This window comes from Lentilactobacillus laojiaonis, assembly GCF_020616595.1.
Taxonomy (GTDB): domain Bacteria; phylum Bacillota; class Bacilli; order Lactobacillales; family Lactobacillaceae; genus Lentilactobacillus; species Lentilactobacillus laojiaonis.
The window spans coordinates 731177-751492 of record NZ_CP085278.1 but is presented as its reverse complement, the minus strand read 5'-3'; the positions used below and the strand labels follow the sequence as shown (position 1 = coordinate 751492).

The following is a 20316-nucleotide window of genomic DNA, read 5'->3' as shown; positions in this document are numbered from 1 at the left end:
AATTTGTCAAACGCTGCTCAGCGTTATCGAGACAAAGTGGTTACGAAAAAACATCGTTGCAATTAGAGTGGTACCGCGCTTTTAGCGTCTCTTTTAGCAATGATGTTTTATTTATTATAGGGAGTAATTAAATGAAAAAATTAAGTAGTAGTCAAATTAGACAAATGTATTTAGACTTTTTTCAAGAAAAAGGTCATACAATTGAACCAAGTTCATCATTAATTCCGGTTGATGATCCCACTTTATTGTGGATTAATTCCGGGGTCGCTACTATGAAAAAATATTTTGATGGTAGTGTCGTTCCAGAAAATCCAAGAATGACCAGTTCACAAAAGAGTATTCGAACAAATGATATTGAAAATGTTGGTAAAACTCCTAGACATCATACCCTATTTGAAATGCTTGGTAATTTCTCTGTGGGAGATTATTTTAAAGAAGATGCCATTAAGTGGGCCTATGAATTATTAACTTCTGAAAAATGGTTTGCTTGGGATCCAAATAAACTCTATATGACAGTTTATCCTAAAGATACTGAAGCTAAGGAAATTTGGCTATCTGTTGGCGTCCCTGAAGATCACATTATTGAAGTTGACGATAATTTTTGGGATATTGGTCAAGGACCTTCAGGACCAGATTCAGAAATCTTCTATGATCGTGGACCAGAATTTAATAATTTATCAGAAGATGATCCAGAAAATTATCCTGGTGGAGAAAATGAACGTTATTTAGAAGTTTGGAATATTGTATTTTCTCAATTTAATCACAAACCAGATAATACTTATGAACCACTTCCTAGAAAAAATATTGATACGGGAATGGGATTAGAACGAGTAGTTTCAATTTTCCAAAATGCAAAAACTAACTTTGAAACAGATTTATTTTTACCTATTATTCATAAAACCGAAGAATTAAGTGGTAAAAAATATGGTGAAAATGCTGCTTATGATGAATCATTTAGAGTAATTGCCGATCATGCTAGAGCTATTACAGTTGCTATTGGCGATGGCGCTTTGCCATCTAACGAAGGTCGTGGCTATGTAATTAGACGTCTAATTAGAAGAGCGATTGTTAACGGTCAAAAATTAGGTATTGATAATTCATTTATGTACTTATTAGTGCCAATTGTAGGTGAAATTTTAAGATCTTACTATCCAGAAGTGCTCGAACAAAGCGATTATATTTCTGATGTTGTTAAATCAGAAGAAAATCGTTTCAATGAGACTCTCTCTGATGGTATGAAGTTATTAAATGAAGTCATTGATAATGCTAAACAAAATAATGTTAGTGTAATTGATGGTCCAACTGCATTTAAGCTCTATGATACTTATGGTTTCCCATTGGAATTAACTAAAGAATCTTTAGAAGAAATTGGACTTACAGTTGATGTTGACGGATTTGCTGCAGAAATGGAAAAACAAAAAGAACGTGCTAGAAATGCTCGTAGCAGTGCTAAATCAATGGGTGTACAAAGAGATCTCTTAGTTGAAATTAAAGATCCTAGCGAGTATGTTGGATATACTAACTTAGTGGTTAATGATGCTGAATTAACAGTTATCGTTAAGGATGAAAGTTTAGTTGATACTTTAAATGCTGGAGAAACTGCTGAAGTAATTTTTGATAAGACTCCTTTCTATGCTGAAATGGGTGGCCAAGTTGCTGATCATGGGGTAATTTTAGATGAAGATGGCAATTTAGTTGCTAAGGTAGTTGATGTTCAACATGCACCTAATGGTCAAAACTTACACACAATTGAAGTAGTTCAATCAATGGCTAAAAACAATAAGTTTATATTAAAAGTTGACAAACATTACCATAGTAAAGTAGAAAAAAATCATACTGCTACACATTTATTAGATCAAGCTCTAAGAAATGTATTGGGTGGCCATACTCAACAAGCTGGTTCATTGGTTGAACCTAGTTATTTAAGATTTGATTTTACTCACTTCGGTCAAGTTACTAAAGAAGACTTGGAAAAAGTTGAAGAATTGGTAAATGAACAAATTTTTAAAGAAATTGAAGTTAAAACAGTTGAAACTGACCCTAAAACTGGTAAAGAAATGGGAGCTATTGCTTTATTTAGTGAAAAATATGGTGATAAGGTTCGCGTAGTTAGCATCGGAGATTTCTCAATTGAATTTTGTGGTGGTACGCACGTTAAAAACACTAACGAAATTGGATTATTTAAAATAGTTTCTGAATCAGGAGTCGGTGCAGGGGTTCGAAGAATTGAAGCAGTAACTTCTAGCGAAGCTTATGAATTACTAAATTCTAAAACTGAAATGCTAAATACTATTGCTGATAATTTAAAGGTATCTCAAGTTAAAGACCTTCCTAATCGAATTGATCAACTACAACTAGAAATTAAAGAATTAAAACAACGCCAAGAATCTTTAGAAGCTCAACTTGCTAATCAACAATCACAGTCCATTTTTGAGCAAAAGAAAACTGCAGGAAATTACACATTGGTGACTGGAATTATAAAAGATTCTGGAATGGATCAATTACGTCAATTAGCAGATACTTGGAGAAGTAAAAATATTTCGGATGTTTTAGTGCTAGGTACTGGTAAAGGCGATAAGGCCAATTTAATTGTTGCAGTTAATGATTCTAGTATTGCTGCTGGAATTAAGGCTGGCGATTTAATCAAACAAATTTCACCAAAAATTAATGGAGGCGGTGGCGGCCGTCCAAATATGGCTCAAGCCGGTGGAAAAAATCCTGCGGGGTTAAATGATGCAATGCTAGCTGCTAATGAATGGCTAAGTAATCAAAAATAATATTACAATTTTATTATGTTTTTTTATGCGATTGTAGTTTAACTCAATTTCGTGTAAAATTAGATAAACAATTAAATCATAAAGAGGGTAATGCAATGAACTCATTAGATAACACCATGTTTTTTGATTTTAAAGAAGATAAGCCAAAAGACATTCGTGACACTTTGTTAATAGTTTATAAGGCGTTAGAAGAAAAGGGATATAATCCTTATAACCAAATTGTTGGCTATTTGATTTCTGGTGATCCTGCATATATTCCTCGTAATAGTGACGCTCGTAATTTAATACGTCGCCATGAACGCGATGAAATTATTGAAGAATTAGTTAGGTTTTATCTTGATAATCAAACAAAAACTACGAATACTGATATAAATTCAGAAGAGAGTAATTAATGAAATTAATGGGGTTTGATGTTGGCTCAAAAACAGTTGGAATCTCGGTAAGTGATACTTTAGGCTGGACGTCTCAAAGTATAGAAATTATTCCGATTGATGAGGAAAATGAGATTTTTGGACTTGATAGAGTTGAAGAGTTAGTTAAAAAATATCAAGTAGAAGGATTTGTTGTTGGTCTTCCAAAGAATATGAATAATTCTTTGGGCCCACGAGCAGAAGCTTCACAAAAGTATGGTAAAATGTTAAATGAAAGATTTAATTTACCAGTTGACTTTCAGGATGAGCGATTAACAACTGTTCAGGCCGAACGAATGTTAATTGAAAAAGCAGATGTATCAAGAGGCAAACGAAAAAAAGTTATTGATAAGTTGGCGGCTAGCTTAATTTTACAAAATTATTTAGATGCTAACGGAAAATTAACTAAAAAGTGAGGAATTTAATATGGCAGAACCAGTTCAACAACAAATTACATTAGTAGACGAAAACGGTGACGAAGCTTTATACGATGTATTATTTACATTTGAGTCAGAAGATTTTAATCGTTCATATATTTTTATTTATCCTACAGGTAAAGCAAATGATGAAGAAATTGAAATTTCAGCTTATGCAATGCCTAAGGGCGATGATCCTGCTGATCCACAAGGTGGAGAATTGCAAGCAATCGAATCAGAAGAAGAATGGGATATGGTTGAATCAGTATTGAACACCTTCCTTGGCGAAGATGAAGAAGATTCACATGACCATGATGAAAAATAAATAAGTTTATAGAAAGGATTGAAACAAAGCTGAATTAGTTTTGTATCAATCCTTTTTATAATTTTTAAAGGAGTTATATGATTATGGCAAATATAAAACAACGTTTTAAAGCAAAAATTAATGGAAAAAATTATACATTAGTTGGTAATAACACAACTGAGCATATGCAAGCAGTCAATAATCTTTTGAATGAACAAATTGATCAGCTTAAAGAGAGCATGCCTAAGGCTTCAGTGGAAGAGATTGCTATATTAATTGCATTTAATTCATTATCAAATCAATTATCTATGGAAGAAAGTAAAGCCCAATTTAATCAAAAGGAAGACTAATATTAAATATGTTTTTAAATGTGATAATTCTCTTAATAATTGTTTGGGGCTTGTACAAAGGCTACCATCAAGGATTCGTTAACGAAATAATCAATTTATTTGGTTATATAGTATCTTATTTAGGGGCTTTTATATATGCTAAGCCACTAGCAAAAATGATTTGGGATTTGATAGATCATAGTAATTATCTGACGGTTCCTTCTGTCTGTGTAACTATTAGTTTTTTTATAATTTTTACAGTAATCTGGCAAATTTTTAGGCTAGTAAAGAAAATACTAACTCCAATTACTAAATTACCAGTAGTTAATCTTGCTAATCGATTGTTAGGTGGATTAACTGGAGGAGTGATACGTTATTTAGTATTATTTTTAGTAATTCACTTGTTATTATTATTTCCAGTAAAAATTTTTGAAGATCAATATAACGAATCCCAAATTGCCCAATTTATTATTAATCAAACTCCAGTGATCTCAAATCAAATAACCAATCAATTTACAGTATATAAAAATGAGGTGAACATTTAATACATGAATAATAAAGTATTACAAACTCTAGAATATAATAAAATAAAAAATCAACTTAATGACTATATTGTCACTGATCAGGGTAAAAAATTTGTTAGTCAACTAGAACCACAAACGCAACCTAATATTATTAATCAATTATTGATGGAAACTTTTGATGGCGCTAATATTGTAAGATTAAAAGGAGAAATTCCTATACCTAAGATATTAGATATCAATCCCTATTTAAAACGCCTATCAATTGAAGATGCTAGTTTATCAGGTACGGAGTTATCCCAAATTCTTAAAGTCTTAAGAGCAGTGCAAGCAGTTCGGAAGTTTTTTGATAATTTTGAAGATGAAACGGTTGAACTAACCCAAATTCCAACCATTATTTCTACTTTAAGTTACTTGCCTGATATTACGGATCAAATGATTCGCTCAATCAATGAAGATGGTTCAATTTTAGATACGGCATCTGTAGAACTAAGTCATATTAGACAACAAATTGCAAAAATTCAAAATACTATTCGTGCTAAAATGAATCGCTATCTTAAGGGTTCCACAGCCAGTTACTTAAGTGAGCCTTTGGTGACAATTCGTGAAGAACGTTTTGTTTTACCGATTAAGGCGGAATACAAACAAAAATTTGGTGGCATTATTCATGATCAAAGTGCTTCCGGACAAACTTTATATATTGAGCCTAACGATGTAGTTGAGACAAGTAACGAATTAAGAAGAGAACAACTCAAAGAAAAGTATGAAGAACGTAAAATACTTTTAGATTTAAGCAATCAATTAAGACCCTATATTGATGAATTAAAAAATAATGTTAATATTTTAGGCCATTTGGATTTTATCAATGCTAAGGCCAAGTATGCTCATAAAGTAAAGGGGATTATGCCAAAAGTTTCTGAAGCAAACTTAGTGAGTTTAAGACAGGCTAGACATCCGTTGATTGATCAAAGCAAAGTAGTTGCCAATGACATTATATTGGGCGATGAGTACAAAACAATCATCATTACGGGTCCCAATACTGGTGGTAAAACCATTACTATCAAAACTTTAGGAATTCTTCAGTTGTTGGGACAATCTGGTTTGTTTATTACTGCCAATGAAAATAGCCAAATTGGTGTGTTTGATGATATTTTTGCAGATATTGGTGACGATCAATCTATTGAAGCTAACCTTAGTACTTTTTCTTCGCATATGAATAATGTAATAAGTATTTTAAACCAAGCAACTGATCATAGTCTTATATTACTTGATGAGCTGGGAGCAGGTACTGATCCTAAAGAAGGTGCGGCCTTAGCTATGGCTATTATTGATCAAATCGGTGTAATTGGTAGTGAATTAATTGCTACCACTCATTATCCGGAACTAAAGGCTTATGCTTATGATCGTTATTCAACTATCAATGCTTCCATGGAATTTGATATTGATAGTTTAAAGCCTACTTATCAATTGTTATTAGGAATTCCTGGACAAAGTAATGCATTAAATATTGCTCAAAAACTGGGAATGGACAATAATATTATTGACACGGCCCGTTCATTTACTGATGAGCAAAATCAAGACATTAATAATATGATTGATGAATTGGTAGAACAGAATAAAGAAGCTCGCCAAAATGCAGAAGAAACTAAAGCTGACTTAGAAGAAGCCCAAAAACTATTTAATGATTTGAAAGATAAATTTGATAAATATCAACTTCAAAAAGAAAAATTATTTGAGCAAGCTAGAATTGAAGCTAATCAAGTAATTTCAGATAGTAAACAAAAAGCCGATAAAATTATTGAAGATTTAAGACACAAGCAAGCCAATCTTGCTAGTGCCACAGTTAAAGAAAATGAATTAATGGATGCTAAGGGAGCTTTAAATTCCCTAGAAATTGCTCCTAATTTGAAGCACAATAAGGTACTTAAAAAAGAAAAAGCTAAGCATGATTTCCATAAAAATGATGAAGTTTTAGTTAAGTCATATGGACAAATGGGAACGCTAGTACAAAAAATTGGTGATAGTGAGTGGGAAGTCCAATTAGGTATTTTAAAAATGCGAATTGATGAAAGTGATTTAGAAAAATCAAAGGCTCCTAAAGAACCCAAGAAAGTGCGTACAAACGTCTCTAGAACTAAATCGGCAGGTATTTCACCAACGTTGGATCTACGTGGTGAACGCTACGAAGAAGCTATGTATCATTTAGATCAATATGTGGACTCTTCATTACTTGCAGGATATCCAAGCATTACCATTATTCATGGTAAGGGAACGGGTGCCCTAAGAAGTGGTGTTAATAACTATCTAAAAAAACACCCACGTGTCAAGAGCTACGGATACTCTGCTCCTAATGCTGGTGGCGATGGATCGACGGTAGTTAAGTTTAAGTAAAGATAGTTGCAATTTGTAAAAAAGTTGCTAGAATATTTTTAGACAAGGAGGTCGTAAAGAATGGTTACAGAAACAAGTGATAAAACATTTGAAAATGAAACAAATAACGGAATTACTCTAACTGACTTTTGGGCAACTTGGTGTGGACCATGTAGAATGCAATCTCCAGTTGTTGAGGAATTAGCAGAAGAAATGCATGAAGTTAAATTTTTAAAAATGGATGTTGATGCTAATCCAGAAACTGCATCTAAATTTGGAATTATGAGTATCCCTACTTTACTTGTAAAAAAAGATGGACAAGTAGTTGACTCAATTATTGGTTACCATAGTAAGGATCAATTAAAACAAATCTTGTCACAATATACTGACTAAAAAATAAAGTCATAAACCAATGTGGTTTATGACTTTATTTTTTAGTAACTTCTTCGTCTACTATTTCTTCTTGTGGAATTTCTGTCGTTTCATCAAGAACAAAATAGCTAGCACCTTCATCTGTTTGGACAGGGGTTTTGGTAATATAGGTAATAATCTCAACAGTAGCTTTGTTTTTATTAATTTTTTCAATTTCTGATTCACAATCAAATCTACTGGTTATTTGACAAGTTTCACTAATAAATCCTGCTTCTAAGAAGAAATCAGGACTGTCGATTAGACCAATTCGTTTTTTTATTAGTTCTCCGGATAACATCCACGTGATCTTTTGTCCGTTATCTTTTATTTTTGACAAAGTTCCTAATCCGAATTGCTCGAAGAATATTGGTAATTTATCGATAGAAGTTAGAGTATATTGACGAGCCAAATGTTTACCTGCCCAATATAGAATTTGATGAGTATCGTCGCCTAAAATATCAGGTAATAGACTATCTCTAATAAGTTCTTGACCTAAATAATTAGATAAATTTTTATTTTCTAAAAATTGCTTATATGTTTGATCATTCATAGTTGCAAGTCTCCATTTTTAATAGTAATTTCATTATACATTAATTTAGAATTTAGGGGTTATAATGTGTTAACATAATGTTTAGAAAGAGGCGATTAAAATGAATAATCAACCGATTGGATTGATGGATTCTGGAGTTGGCGGATTAACAGTATACAAACAAGTATATAATTTGCTACCTAATGAATCATATGTATTCGTTGGCGATCAAGCCAATCTTCCCTATGGCGAAAAAAGCCCTAAGGAAGTTTTAGATCTAACCAAAAGAATTACTGAATGGTTAATTAAAAATAAAAATATTAAAATGCTAGTGATTGCATGCAATACGGCAACGGCAGCGGCATTACCCAAAATTAAGAGTATGTTCGAAATTCCAATTATTGGTGTTATTGAACCTGGTAGTTACATGGCAGCTACTCAAACTAAAAATAATAAAATTGGCATTATTGCTACGGACGGTACTGTTAAATCAGGAAAATATAATGAATTAATTAGTGAATTTAATAATGAGGCCCAAATATATTCATTAGGTTGTCCTAGATTCGTACCAATGATTGAAGATGGGTTAGCCCATACTCCCCAAATGAAAAAAGTAGTTGATGAAGATCTTGCCTTTTTTGATAATACTGAAATTGATACTTTAGTTTTAGGATGTACGCATTATCCAATAATTCAGGAATTAATCCAAGATCGTCTAAAAAAGGTTGTTTTAATTAATCCTGGAATTGCTACTGCTAATACAGTCAATGAATATTTAGTAAATCATCATTTACTATCTGATCAAGTGATTGGTAATTCTGAATTTATTTCTACAGGAGATACAGAACAATTTACACAAACTGCTAATGAATTGCTCAATCGAAAGGATATAAAAGCCCAACATATTGATATTTAAAGGAAATTATTATGGAAAAACCAGAAAAAATTGTAATTGCTACAAATAATGAACATAAGATAAATGAATTTAAGGCAGCGTTTGAAAAAATTGGTATAAAAGTAATTTCTCAAAGCGAAATTGTTGATAATTTTTCAGTAGATGAAACCGGAAGTAGCTTTGAAGAAAATGCTAAGTTAAAAGCCCAAGGATTGGCAAATCTTACTAAGCTACCCACAATTGCTGATGACTCAGGATTAGTAGTTCCCTCGCTTAATGGTGAACCTGGAATTTATTCTGCTCGATATGCCGGTGATCACGATGATGAGGCTAACAACCAAAAACTGCTAAGAAATTTACAAACCAAATCTGATCGTAGTGCCTATTTTGAAACAGCCTTAGTTTTGATTGTTCCCAATGAACAAAGTATTATAGCTAAGGGCAGAGTTAATGGCAAAATTTTAAAAAGCCAACGTGGTGATAATGGATTTGGTTATGATCCATTATTTTATATTCCAGAATTTGAAAAAACTATGGCCGAAATGACCACTAATGAGAAAAATCAGATTAGTCATCGAGGACGAGCAATTGAAAATTTAATGGAAAAGATTGCAAATTGGAGATAATATAGTGAAAATTTTAGTGGTAAGTGATAATCACGGTGATTATGAAATAATTGAAAAAATAGTCCAAAAATTTAAAAACCAAGTGAATTTGATTTGTCATTGTGGAGATTCAGAATCATTACTTTCTGATCCGATTAATCAACAGATGGCTATAGTTAAAGGAAACATGGATTTTGAATCATTTGATAATAATCAATTAATTGAAATTGAAGATAAAAAAATTCTGCTTACCCATGGACACAAGGAAAATGTTAACCAGGGAATGCTGTCACTAGAATTACTTGCTAAAAGTTACCAAGCTGACGTGGTATTGTTTGGACATACTCATCAACTCCAAGCAATAAGGGATGATGGAATTTTATTTGTTAATCCTGGAAGTATTTCATATCCGCGAGGCGTATATCAAAATCTAAAAGGCACGTTTGCAATAATTGAAGAATGTCACGGCTCTTATCAAGTCCAGTACTATAATCGGGAATTACTGCCAATTGATGATTTAAAATTGGAATTTAGCTAATAATTAATTTTATTGATATAGAAGGTATTTAAATGATAAGCAAACCATTAGATGATGTAATGAAAAAATATAATAAAAGTTACATAATTACTGGTGAAAAAGTTGCTACTGTTAATGAAAATAATGATTTACAACACGTATTTTTAGTATTAACTAAGATAAAGTATTCAAAAATTCCGGTATTGGATAATGATAATCATTTTAAGGGATTTATTTCTCTAGCAATGATTACGGAAAAAATGTTATTGGAAAACAACATTAGTGCTAAGTATCTAGATACGATTACCGTAAAGGACGTTATGCAAACCAATGTCCCGGTAATTAATGATCCTAGTAACCTAGAAGTAATTATGCGATTTTTAGTTGACGAAAACTTTCTACCAGTAGTCGATGATAATAATGTATTTTTAGGAATCATTACTCGTAAAGAAATTTTCAATGTAATTAATTTTACTACCCATACATTTGATTATTACTATCAAACTAAAGAAAACAAAAAAGACGACTAATTAGGGTCGTCTTTTTAATTATTTTGATTTAGAATGATGGGGCTGTTGGGTAAACTGATGTTATTTTTTTGAAGGGCATCCAGATAAAGGGCTAAAAACTTATGTTGAACGTTTCCCTGAGCTCCATTCTTAGTTGTTATATTAACTTGATAGACTAAGCTACCATCTTGAAGTGAAATTAAACCAATTATATTAGGGGGAGCAATGATATCTTTGTAGTTTGAGATATTTTCATCGTTAACATTTTTAATAATGGAATTAATTTTTTCAATTGGTGATTCTGGAAAAACTCTAATTTGGATAATTGCCACCATGTTGTTTCGAGACATATTACTAATTGTTAAAATTAGTCTGTTAGGAATATAATTTTGTGAACCGTCAATTCCAATGATTTGGGTAGTACGGATACCTATGTAAGAAATGGTCCCGCTGATACCGTTAATTAATACGAAATCTCCTACTGCTATTTGATGTTCTAGAATAATGAAAAATCCACCTAAGATATCATTTACTAATCCTTGAGCTCCAAGCCCAATAACTAAACTAAAAATTCCGGCACTTGCCACTAACGTACCGATGGGAAAACCAAGCGCGGTTAAAATAGAATAGATCCATAAAAACCACATACAATATTGAAAAATATTTAGAGATAAAGTGTAGAAAGTTTTAATTCTTTTATCAGTAACATCATTGGCATGTTTTTTTTCATATTTTTTATAAGCATGGTCAATAATGATTTTACCGATTTTTTTAATTATTAAAATACCAATAGTTAGTATGACAATAATAAAAATTTTTTGAACTATTTGAGAAAAAATATTTTGCCAGTCAATTGACTTAATCAGATGGTTAACATTAGATTTAAAAAAGTTTTTCATACCTATCACTCCAGTTAACTAATTTTAACAAACAATAATTTAATTTCAAAATAAAAGTAGGTACTATATCATTGTAAAATTGCATTTCCAATGATATTCTTAATATAAATTAAGTGTTTGTATTGAGGAGGAAGTTGAATGACAGGTGGACAAATTGCTGGTTTAATTGCAGCGATTGCATTATTACTTTTAGTTATTTTTATTGGATTATTCTTATTAAAAATCAGTAAAACTGTTTCAGAAATTAATTTAACAATTCGTTCTTTAACAAGTGATGTTGATGTGATTTCTAAACAGACTGATAAAGTAATTGCAACAACTAATACTTTTGTAAAAGATGTTAATGAAAAAGTTAATATATTAACACCAGTATTTCAAGCAGCAGCAGATTTAGGTACGAGTGTTTCTGATTTAAATAATGCAACCCAAAACTTAACTAAAAAGGTTAAAGATAACAGTAAGACAGGGGCAAAAGCTGGAGTAGCTACTAAGGTTGGTAAAACAGCTTGGAATATGTACCAAAATCGTCGTCAAAATAAGTCAAAATTTTAAAATAGGGATGGTGTAAATATGAGTAAGAATTTAGCAAAAGGTTTATTTGTAGGGGTACTAGGTGCTGGTATGTATGCTGCATATCAAATGATGAGCGATCAAAAGAAAAATAAATTAAAACGTGATATTAAAAACGTAGCTAACAATGCCAAAGATCGTGCTTCCGACTATGCATTCTATGCTAGTGATTTAGTTGATGATTTAAAAGAAGTTGTTAATGACCAAATGAATTCAACTAAAGAAAATTTAAAAGTAGCTTCTAGTGATGTTAAAAACCAAGTTAAACAATATGGTTCAGAAAATTCTTCTAAACTACAAGAAGCTAAAACTCAATTTCATTCAGCTCAAGATCGTTTAAGAATGGAATTACAAGCTGCTAAGAATGACACAACTAATATTGATAAAATGCAAGAAGACATTGTTGTCTCTTCTGACGAAGCTTTAAAAAATTTGCACCAAGATAAAAAGGCTGATATTAAAAAAGATATCCAACCTAAACCAGCAACTGATCAAAATAATAACAAATAAAAAAGCTTAGGAATCAAATTGATTCTTAAGCTTTTTTATTTATCCAAAATATTGTAATTCTTTTGAAGTGTGTGTAAATGGTTCGTTACCATTTTCAGTGATATGTACACAATCTTCAATTCTAACGCCAGCAACGCCAGGAATATAAATTCCAGGTTCAATTGAGAAACACATACCCGGTTGAAGGATCATTTGGTTACCTTCCATGATAGATGGAAATTCATGTTCACTCATGCCCATTCCATGACCTAAACGGTGAATGAAGTATTCGCCATAACCAGCTTTTTCAATGATGTCGCGAGCAACTTTGTCAAGTTCCTCTGCAGTAATTCCTGGTTTAGCATAATCCTGAGCGGCTAATTGAGCTTCAAGACATACTTTATAAATATCCATTTGTTTGTCTGTAGGTGTACCAACAGCAATGGTTCTTGAAGCATCACTAATATAACCATCCCATACAGTTCCTAAATCAAATAATACTAATTCATTATTTTCAATTTTATTTGTACTAGTTGCTCCATGAGGTTCAGCAGCATGGGCTCCAGCTTGAACTAGAGTTTCGAAGCTCATTTGCATAATGCCTTTTTGCATTAAAGCATATTGTAATTCAGCTACAACTTCTTGTTCACTACGACCAACTTTGACTGCTTCAAAGCCTTTTTCAAATGCAAAGTCAGCCCATTGTCCAGCAATCTTTAATTTTTCAATTTCATCGTCAGATTTAATTAGTTTCATTTTTTGAATCATAGGAGTTAAATCTAATGAAAAATTAGAAGCTGGCAAAATTCGACGATATTCTTCGAAACGAGCAACGTTAAGATTTCCTTTTTCGATAGCAATTTCTTTAACGTCAACTTCTCTTTCTTGAATACGGTCATGAATCATATTCCATGGATTTTCATGATCTAAATATCCATAAACTGGGTTAGTCCATCCAGTATCTTTAATTGCTTCTACTTCTAAAGCTGGGGCAAAGATAAATGGATCTTGATGTTTAAAAATAATTAACATCAATACACGCTCAATCGGATCGCTATAAAATCCGGTAAGGTAATCAATGGTTTCAGGATCACTAATAATTGCTAAATCAGCATTATTTTCTCCGATCCATTGTTGAACTTGTTCAATTTTGGTCATAAGAATCACTCCTTAATTAAATTGTGTCCAGTATAACACATGATTTAAGCAAGATTACTTGTAAAATTGAAAAGGTTTTAATATTATGTATTTGTAACCGCTTACTGGTTTGCTATTGAAATTAATTTTTGGTATATTGAAATTTGTTATGAAAATAAATGAAAACTTATGTATCATGGTGAGGAAGGTGTGTCATGGAAAAACAAACGATAACCATATACGATGTAGCTAGAGAAGCTAACGTATCTATGGCAACCGTTTCACGGGTTGTTAATGGTAATACTAATGTAAAGGCTGACACTCGTAAAAAGGTAATGGACGTAATTGAAAAATTAGATTATCGTCCTAATGCTGTTGCTCGTGGTTTGGCAAGTAAGAAGACAACGTCAGTAGGAGTAATCGTCCCGGATGTTACTAATATTTATTTTTCTTCATTAGCTCGAGGAATTGATGATGTTGCTACAATGTATAAATACAACATTATTTTGGCCAATTCTGATGCTAATGACCAAAAGGAAATTAGTGTTTTAAATAACTTATTAGCTAAACAAGTTGATGGAATAATATTCATGGGTAATGAAATTACTGATAATTTAAGAGCAGCATTTCAACGTACTAGAGTACCGATTGTTTTAGCTGGTTCAGTTGATGAACAAAATACTAATCCAAGCGTTAATATTGATTATGTTAAAGCTGTTAAAGAAGAAGTTAAAGTCTTGTTGGATCATGGTAATACTAGAATTGCTTTTATTTGTGGACCGATGTCACAAGCAATTAACAGTAAGTTTAGGCTCTTAGGTTATAAAGAAGCTCTAAAAGAAGCGGGAATACCTTACGATGAAAATTTAGTTTTTGAAACTAATAATAAATATCGTGAAGGATTAGAGCTAAAGGATCAATTGATTGAAGCTAAAGCTACTGCAGCAATGGTAACTGATGATGAGTTAGCTGCAGGTGTATTGAATGGGATGACTGATGCTGGTATTGTGATTCCTAAACAATTTGAGTTAGTAACTAGTAATGATACTAAATTAACTGAAATTACTAGACCAACTATGTCATCAATCACTCAACCGCTTTATGATATTGGAGCAGTTGCGATGCGTTTATTAACTAAGTTAATGGATAAAGAAACTGTTGAAGATAAAGAAGTCTTGCTTCCATTTGGAATGATGAAACGAGATTCAACCAGATAGATTAATAACGGAAGGTGAAAGTCCTGAGAAAAACTAATTATAAAAATAATAAGCCGGGAATATCGGCATTGTTGGGTATTTTATTATTTATCTTTACGATTGGTCTTGGTGTCCAAGCAACTTTCCTAAATAAGGAAAGAATTGAAAGAGATGTTGTTAGAACAAATATAAGTCAAAGAGTAGTTGATGAAATTAATCAAAATTATTCTCACTTTAATAAGTTAACAATAACTGTAACTAAACCAGAAATTGATTCAATTTTTATTTCACAAATTGATCGAGTATGGAGCAATCAAAGTATAAACTTCAATAATTCGACTACTAGAAATCTAATTGAACAGAAGATTAAAAATCAATTTCCAGCAATTTCACCATCCTCAGCTGCATTTTCGTTGCTTTCTGAAAGAATAATTAATTTAACCGTCACTAGTTTAAATCAACAAGTTCAAAATATTAATGCTAATCAAGATGTACAAAAATTTCAATCGATTAAAAAAACAGTAAAGATTTTAACTGAAGTAATTGGTGTAATTTTAGTTGTATTAATAATATATATTCTTTTCAAGAAATTATTATTTTATACATTAGGTCATGGAATGATAATCTCTGCTTTTATATTATTAATTGTTGGCTTGATTACTTATATCTTTAAAAATAATATAACTTCACCGGTTCCCATTATTATGCAACCACTTAGTGTTGGCTTGGTTAGTTCGTTTATAACCTATATTATTTTAGCGGGAATTATTGAACTAGTTATTGGTATTGTGGCTTCATTTATTAGTTCTTTATTCAAAAAGTAGAAAAATAATTTGCCAAAAATAAAAGCAGGCTCTAATTTGTTTTAGAGGCTGCTTTTTATTAATTAAATTATGATTCGTAATCAATGAATTATCGAAAGTTCTAATTATATCAATAAATTTGCTAAGCATACTAAGTATACCTGCTAACCTTGAAACCATGCTCTTAGTTTGATAAAATAAACAGGTATGTAAACAGTAAATTAAATTAATTAAGAAAAGAGTTGTTTTAGATATGTCAGGACATTCAAAATGGCATAATATCCAAGGCCGTAAAAACGCCCAAGATGCTAAACGTGGTAAGATTTTCCAAAAAATTTCACGTGATCTATATCAAGCTGCTAAGGCTGGTGGAGTTGATCCAGATAGTAATGCTCAATTACGTTTGGTAATGGATAAAGCTCGTGCTGCTAATATGCCAAAAGATAATATTCAACGCGCTCTTGATAAAGCTTCTGGAGTAGGCGGAGCCAAGTTCGAAGAAATTACTTATGAAGGATATGGACCTGGCGGATCAGCTGTTATGGTTTCAGCTCTTACTGATAACAAAAACCGTACAGCTGCTGCTGTTCGTTCAGCATTCACTCACCATGGTGGTTCATTAGGATCAACTGGTTCAGTTTCATATATGTTTGATCGTAAAGGTTACATTGTAATTTTACGTGAAGAATTAGATACTGACGAAGATACTATGTTAATGGATGCTTTAGATGCTGGTGCAGATGACATGAATACTTCTGATGAAGTATTTGAAATCTTCACTGATCCAGCAACATTAACTGAAGTACGTGATGCACTTCAAGCTAAAGGTTATGACTTAGATACTGCTGAAGTTACATTGTTCCCAGAAACAACTACTGAAGTTCCTGCAGACAAAACTTCACAATATTCTGGTTTAATCGAAGAATTAGAAGAAAATGACGACGTACAAGATGTGTACGAAGCCGCTACTTTACCAGATGGTGAATAATTAAAAAGAACTAACTTTAATTAGTTAGTTCTTTTTTTGTGCAAAAAATTAATAAGTCACTGTCGTATTTTATATTAAAGGAGTGAAAATATGACAGTTGAAAATGATTTTCGGCAATTATTAATAAGTGCAATTAGTAAAAGGGCTAGTGATGTTTATATTTTGCCACGTGGCCAACATTACCTAATAAAGATTAGGTATCAAGATCAATTAGAGATTTACAATTTATTAAGTTTAGAATCTGGTAAACGACTACTTAATTATTGTAAATTTATATCTAATATGGCGATTAGTGAGCAGCGACGACCTCAGTTAGGATCTTATGAGTTTAACTATAATAAAAATAATTATGCACTAAGATTTTCTTCAGTTGGTAATTTTAACAATCAAGAGTCGTTGGTAATTAGGATAATTTATCCACTAATAAATTCTAATACACTATTTTTTAATCCAAGTAAATTTAATTATTTGGACGAAGTTATTCAGCAACGGGGCTTAGTTTTATTCGCTGGTCCAACAGGTTCCGGCAAGACTACTACTATTTATAGATTAGCTAAAAAGTATGCTGAACAAAAGATTATTATGTCGATTGAAGATCCTGTTGAAATCAAAGAACCCAATTTTTTGCAGCTACAAGTTAATGCAGAAGCTGATATGTCGTATTCAGAATTAATTAAAGTAGGATTAAGACATCGACCAGATATTTTTATAGTTGGTGAAATTAGAGATGAGAGTACTGCAAAAGCCACAATAAAAGCTGCTCTTAGCGGTCATTTAGTTTTATCAACCATCCATGCTAGTGATCCAATTGGAGTGATTAATCGCTTAAAGGAATTAGGGATTAGCCAAAATTTTATTAATCAATCTCTAAATGGAATAGTTTATCAACGTATTTTACCAACTTTAAAGGATTCAATTGGCAAGTGTATGTTGGTGGTACATAAATTTAAAGAACTAGACCATGAACAAAATTATAATTGGAAGGATTGGCAGGATGAATTGGAAATTTTATTTGAAAATAAACAAATATCTGAATATACCAAGCAAAAATTCTATTGGGGTTAAAAAATGGAACAGTCAGCAGCAAACTAAATTTTTTCAATTGATTTCAGAGCTATTACGAATGGGTTTTTCTATTCAGGCAGCATTAACTTTTTTAATGAATACGGAAAAAGATTTGTTATCTGGTATTGCCTATATTCTTGAGGAATTAAAGGATGGAAAAAGTTTAGTAAATGGATTATATCCACTAGTTAATTCGGAAACCTACTATCAACTAATGATTTCAGAGCAACATGGTGAACTGGTTAATAGTTTTGAACAAATCTCTAAATTTAATAAAATCAAGCTTAAGCAAATCAAGAAAATTCATGATTTGATGTTATATCCTATATTTTTAATCCTACTTTTAATTCTGTTAATGGTAGGGATTAATTTATTTATAAAACCTCAGTTAGATTTGATTACTAATACTAAAAATCCGCAGATAAATTATTTTAATATAGTGGCTTTGGGCTTAATAATTTTGGCATTATCGGGGGCACTTTTTGGCTACTATAAAAAATATGCATCCGTAATTCAAAGAATTGAATTTCTAATTAAAATACCAATTATCGGTAAAATAACCAAATATTACTTATCGTATTATATTGCTAATACTTTGGCGATTTTATTGAAAAATGGACTAAGTCTAAAAGAAATTAATTTTCTATTCAAAAGTTTTCCCAGAGATTCCTTACTATACTATTTAAATTTTGAAATAGAGAATATGCTAATTGAGGGGACTTCGTTAGAAAAATTTTCAAGGCAATATTCGTTTATTTCAAAAGACCTATTTAAACTTTTAGCAATTGGAAATAAGGTCGATGATTTAGCTAACAATATGTTTGCATATGCAAATTTGATGTTTAAAAAAATGATAAAAATTACAAATCGGCTAATAAGCATTATTCAACCGACTATGTTTTTAATAATTGGTATTACCATTATTTTGACTTATTTTCAGTTGTTAATGCCTCTATATAATTCTATGAAAGGAATTTAAGCAATATGAAAAGTAATCGTAAAGGATTTACCTTAATTGAAATGACCATTGTGTTATTTATTATTTCATTACTAATTTTAATAATTATTCCTAATTTATCGAATCAGCGAAAACATGCTAAGAAAATTCACACCTCAGCAATGGTTTCGGTAATTCAATCGCAAATTGATGCATATGGTAATGATTTTCCTAAAGACACGCAAATTAATTATGGAGAATTAAAGGAAAAAGGATATTTAACGGATAAACAAATTAACCAAGCTAAAACGGAAGGAATTGAAATAGTTAATAATGAAGCTAAGAAGTAGAAAGGGGTTTACATTAGTAGAAGTAATAATTGGTTTATTTATAGCTAGCAGTATTTTAATTACTACCTTAATGATTGCTGAATTAGTAACCAAGAATAAAATTTCTGAACGCCTATTTTTTCAAGCGTTTGATGCTAACTTTAATGATGTTCAAAGAAATTGCCAAATTAAGCATGAAAATGCAAAAATTATTTTCAGTAATCAGAGTGGAATTTTATTTTATAAAAATCAGGTTTTAGTTAATAAAATCAAAATCCCTAAAAAGTTATGTTTAGCTAGTTATCACCAAATTAATATTACTACTAATGGTTACGTAAAACCGCAAACTATCAATTGGCTAGATAATTCAAAAAATATTGCCTATAAGCAAATTTTTCAATTGGGATGGAGTGGATATAAGCTTGTGGAAAAATAAAAATGGATTTACATTAGTTGATTCAATTATCGGACTAACAATTTTATCAACTTTTATAATTTTATTTGTGCAGTCAAATAAAATTATGAATCAAAAAATTAAAGAACATGAAGTTCAAGTAATTAAATGGCGTAGTAAATATGAAAAAAGTTTTTAAACATCGAACAGGAGCAATTTTAATTGAAGAAATACTTAGTTTAACTATCTGCTTATTTTCATTAGTTTTATCAATGTCATTAGTCAGTGCAATTCAACATAATCATAAAAATTATATTTTAGAATATCATGATTTTTTATACACTATTGAATCCAATTATTATAAATTTGAAGTGATAAGTTGTGATAAAAAACATGTAATTCTTTATAATGCTAATAATGATAAAGAATATCATTTAGAAAAATATAAAAATATGCTTAGATTGACTGGTAAAAGTTTAGGGCATATTAGAGTTTTAAGTAATGTTGGGGATATATCTTGGTCATACCGACACAATAAATTATATACAAAGGTAATTTTTGATGATAAAACATCTTATGATAGCGTCTCATGGTTTAAAAATAAGTCCTGATAGACAGGGGACACTAACCGTTTATGCGATAATTTTCACAGCTTTTTTAAGTGTAGTATTATTTTATGAAATTTCTGTTTTTAACAATAAAATTGATAACTATAATAAAATAATTAGTTTTTATCAAATTAAAACTAATGAGAATTATAAGAATTCTACTTTTAAAGAAAAAAATTCACAAAGTGATAAAAATAAGTGAATTATATTTTGAATTTTCTTTTATAATATAGGCTTAGACTAATCATAAAACTAACTTGAATTAGTGAAGTCAAATCTGGTACTATTTACTAGTAAGATTAGGGAGT

At 31.0% G+C, this 20316-nt stretch carries 26 protein-coding genes; 23 read left to right on the top strand and 3 right to left on the bottom strand.

Features of this window, described 5'->3' with window-relative positions:
* The first annotated feature begins 131 nt into the window (after positions 1-131).
* The 8 genes from alaS to trxA all read left to right on the top strand — a co-directional run bounded on the left by alaS (position 132) and on the right by trxA (position 7520).
* Positions 132-2777 carry an alanine--tRNA ligase gene (alaS, locus tag LHL71_RS03935; protein WP_227360523.1) on the top strand — a complete coding sequence of 882 codons (2646 nt, stop codon included), beginning with the start codon at positions 132-134 and terminating at the stop codon, positions 2775-2777.
* Positions 2778-2872: 95 nt separating this feature from the next.
* Complete coding sequence (locus LHL71_RS03930) at positions 2873-3169, top strand: IreB family regulatory phosphoprotein (RefSeq protein WP_227360522.1); 297 nt, start codon at positions 2873-2875, stop codon at positions 3167-3169.
* Entirely contained in the window at positions 3169-3603 is a 435-nt protein-coding gene (gene ruvX, locus LHL71_RS03925) for a Holliday junction resolvase RuvX (protein WP_227360521.1), read from the top strand. The genes LHL71_RS03930 and ruvX overlap by 1 nt, the downstream gene beginning before the upstream one ends.
* Positions 3604-3613: 10 nt before the next feature.
* A complete protein-coding gene (locus tag LHL71_RS03920; protein WP_227360520.1) occupies positions 3614-3928 on the top strand; it encodes a DUF1292 domain-containing protein in 315 nt (104 codons plus the stop codon).
* 83 nt (positions 3929-4011) lie between these two features.
* Positions 4012-4257 (top strand): cell division protein ZapA, encoded by a 246-nt coding sequence (locus LHL71_RS03915; protein WP_227360519.1) that lies wholly within the window; start codon positions 4012-4014, stop codon positions 4255-4257.
* An 8-nt stretch (positions 4258-4265) separates the two neighbouring features.
* Positions 4266-4781, top strand: a complete 516-nt coding sequence (locus tag LHL71_RS03910) for a CvpA family protein (protein ID WP_227360518.1) — start codon at positions 4266-4268, stop codon at positions 4779-4781.
* Positions 4782-4784: 3 nt separating this feature from the next.
* Positions 4785-7148 (top strand): endonuclease MutS2, encoded by a 2364-nt coding sequence (locus tag LHL71_RS03905; protein ID WP_227360517.1) that lies wholly within the window; start codon positions 4785-4787, stop codon positions 7146-7148.
* 60 nt (positions 7149-7208) lie between these two features.
* Complete coding sequence (trxA, locus tag LHL71_RS03900; RefSeq protein WP_227360516.1) at positions 7209-7520, top strand: thioredoxin; 312 nt, start codon at positions 7209-7211, stop codon at positions 7518-7520.
* A 34-nt stretch (positions 7521-7554) separates the two neighbouring features.
* On the opposite strand, the gene LHL71_RS03895 is transcribed toward trxA, so the two are convergent.
* Positions 7555-8088, bottom strand: coding sequence for a YslB family protein (locus LHL71_RS03895; RefSeq protein ID WP_227360515.1), 534 nt, complete (start codon positions 8086-8088; stop codon positions 7555-7557).
* Between the two features lie 100 nt (positions 8089-8188).
* Here LHL71_RS03895 and murI point away from each other — a divergent pair, with 100 nt between their 5' ends.
* Genes murI through cbpB form a run of 4 tightly spaced genes read left to right on the top strand, consistent with a single transcriptional unit; the run spans position 8189 to position 10614 of the window.
* Positions 8189-8983, top strand: a complete 795-nt coding sequence (gene murI, locus LHL71_RS03890) for a glutamate racemase (protein WP_227360514.1) — start codon at positions 8189-8191, stop codon at positions 8981-8983.
* Between the two features lie 11 nt (positions 8984-8994).
* A complete protein-coding gene (locus tag LHL71_RS03885) occupies positions 8995-9588 on the top strand; it encodes an XTP/dITP diphosphatase (RefSeq protein WP_227360513.1) in 594 nt (197 codons plus the stop codon).
* Between the two features lie 4 nt (positions 9589-9592).
* Positions 9593-10105 carry a metallophosphoesterase gene (locus LHL71_RS03880; RefSeq protein WP_227360512.1) on the top strand — a complete coding sequence of 171 codons (513 nt, stop codon included), beginning with the start codon at positions 9593-9595 and terminating at the stop codon, positions 10103-10105.
* Positions 10106-10137: 32 nt separating this feature from the next.
* Positions 10138-10614, top strand: a complete 477-nt coding sequence (cbpB, locus tag LHL71_RS03875; protein WP_227360511.1) for a cyclic-di-AMP-binding protein CbpB — start codon at positions 10138-10140, stop codon at positions 10612-10614.
* A gap of 14 nt (positions 10615-10628) precedes the next feature.
* On the opposite strand, the gene LHL71_RS03870 is transcribed toward cbpB, so the two are convergent.
* Positions 10629-11492, bottom strand: coding sequence for a mechanosensitive ion channel family protein (locus LHL71_RS03870; protein WP_227360510.1), 864 nt, complete (start codon positions 11490-11492; stop codon positions 10629-10631).
* A gap of 138 nt (positions 11493-11630) precedes the next feature.
* Here LHL71_RS03870 and LHL71_RS03865 point away from each other — a divergent pair, with 138 nt between their 5' ends.
* Together LHL71_RS03865 and LHL71_RS03860 are read left to right on the top strand one after the other, a co-directional pair.
* Positions 11631-12044: a DUF948 domain-containing protein gene (locus LHL71_RS03865; protein ID WP_227360509.1), complete on the top strand. Its 414-nt coding sequence runs from the start codon at positions 11631-11633 to the stop codon at positions 12042-12044.
* Positions 12045-12062: 18 nt separating this feature from the next.
* Entirely contained in the window at positions 12063-12572 is a 510-nt protein-coding gene (locus LHL71_RS03860) for a YtxH domain-containing protein (RefSeq protein WP_227360508.1), read from the top strand.
* Positions 12573-12611: 39 nt separating this feature from the next.
* Here the strand turns inward: LHL71_RS03860 and LHL71_RS03855 are convergent, their stop codons facing one another.
* Positions 12612-13709, bottom strand: a complete 1098-nt coding sequence (locus LHL71_RS03855; protein WP_227360507.1) for a M24 family metallopeptidase — start codon at positions 13707-13709, stop codon at positions 12612-12614.
* 194 nt (positions 13710-13903) lie between these two features.
* Between LHL71_RS03855 and ccpA the strand changes: the two genes are divergently transcribed.
* The 9 genes from ccpA (at position 13904) to LHL71_RS03810 (ending at position 20011) form a co-directional block, all read left to right on the top strand.
* Entirely contained in the window at positions 13904-14905 is a 1002-nt protein-coding gene (ccpA, locus tag LHL71_RS03850) for a catabolite control protein A (protein ID WP_227360506.1), read from the top strand.
* Between the two features lie 68 nt (positions 14906-14973).
* On the top strand, positions 14974-15708 hold the full coding sequence (locus LHL71_RS03845; protein ID WP_227360505.1) for a hypothetical protein: 735 nt from the start codon (positions 14974-14976) through the stop codon (positions 15706-15708).
* Between the two features lie 232 nt (positions 15709-15940).
* Positions 15941-16675 (top strand): YebC/PmpR family DNA-binding transcriptional regulator, encoded by a 735-nt coding sequence (locus tag LHL71_RS03840; RefSeq protein ID WP_227360504.1) that lies wholly within the window; start codon positions 15941-15943, stop codon positions 16673-16675.
* A gap of 90 nt (positions 16676-16765) precedes the next feature.
* Positions 16766-17740, top strand: coding sequence for a competence type IV pilus ATPase ComGA (gene comGA, locus LHL71_RS03835; RefSeq protein WP_227360503.1), 975 nt, complete (start codon positions 16766-16768; stop codon positions 17738-17740).
* Positions 17688-18719 (top strand): type II secretion system F family protein, encoded by a 1032-nt coding sequence (locus tag LHL71_RS03830; RefSeq protein ID WP_227360502.1) that lies wholly within the window; start codon positions 17688-17690, stop codon positions 18717-18719. Before comGA ends, LHL71_RS03830 begins: the two co-directional genes overlap by 53 nt.
* A 5-nt stretch (positions 18720-18724) precedes the next feature.
* Complete coding sequence (gene comGC, locus LHL71_RS03825) at positions 18725-19027, top strand: competence type IV pilus major pilin ComGC (RefSeq protein ID WP_227360501.1); 303 nt, start codon at positions 18725-18727, stop codon at positions 19025-19027.
* Positions 19011-19442 carry a prepilin-type N-terminal cleavage/methylation domain-containing protein gene (locus LHL71_RS03820; protein WP_227360500.1) on the top strand — a complete coding sequence of 144 codons (432 nt, stop codon included), beginning with the start codon at positions 19011-19013 and terminating at the stop codon, positions 19440-19442. The genes comGC and LHL71_RS03820 overlap by 17 nt, the downstream gene beginning before the upstream one ends.
* Positions 19429-19599, top strand: a complete 171-nt coding sequence (locus tag LHL71_RS03815; RefSeq protein ID WP_227360499.1) for a type II secretion system protein — start codon at positions 19429-19431, stop codon at positions 19597-19599. Before LHL71_RS03820 ends, LHL71_RS03815 begins: the two co-directional genes overlap by 14 nt.
* Positions 19583-20011: a competence type IV pilus minor pilin ComGF gene (locus tag LHL71_RS03810; protein ID WP_227360498.1), complete on the top strand. Its 429-nt coding sequence runs from the start codon at positions 19583-19585 to the stop codon at positions 20009-20011. Before LHL71_RS03815 ends, LHL71_RS03810 begins: the two co-directional genes overlap by 17 nt.
* The last annotated feature ends 305 nt before the right edge of the window (positions 20012-20316 follow it).